General features: G+C 69.4%; 1 pseudogene. It reads right to left on the reverse strand.

The features are described from left to right. A pseudogene (locus DY467_RS26330) lies at positions 1-374 on the reverse strand (DNA ligase-associated DEXH box helicase); the annotation flags it as partial. Between the last annotated feature and the right edge of the window lie 217 nt (positions 375-591).

A 591-nucleotide genomic window follows, 5' to 3' on the forward strand; every position in this document is an offset into this window, starting at 1 on the left:
GGAGAAGGTGGCGCGGCAAGCGCATCTTGGCGCGCCGGATGCGGGGGCGCCTCCGCATCACGCGCCGCGTCGACAAGTGCAGGCTCATCAGCCCCCTCACCCGGCTGACCGGCTGCGCCGGCCAGTCGACCTCTCCCCGCAGGCGGGGAGAGGTTGAGCCGCGACGCAGTGCTCAGCTCCACCAGCGACGGCAGGAACCCGGCCAGGGTCTTGCCGGCGCCGGTCGGCGCGATCAGCAGCGCCGAGCGCTGCGCGTGGGCTTTTTCCAGCAGCGCCAATTGATGGTCGCGCGGCGTCCAGCCGCGCGCGGCGAACCAGCGCCGGAACAGCTCGGGCAGCAGACGGGAATCGGCGACGGGTTCGGCGAGGCTCACGCCGCCAAGGTAGGCATTGCCGAGGCGCGGGTCGAGATGGCGCCGCCGGAAACGCAAAACGCCCGCCAGAAGGCGGGCGTCACGGGACGGAGAATTCTCAGTGGCAGGTCACTCAGTGACCGCCTTCTCCGAGATCTGCCATTCCTTACCGTCGAACTCCATGGTGTGCAGCGTCTTGATCGAGGTGTAGTCGGTCGGCGTGTGGGAGTAGCTGACG

The sequence above is a fragment of the Rhodopseudomonas sp. BR0G17 genome, assembly GCF_010907025.1.
Lineage (GTDB): Bacteria > Pseudomonadota > Alphaproteobacteria > Rhizobiales > Xanthobacteraceae > Rhodopseudomonas > Rhodopseudomonas palustris_H.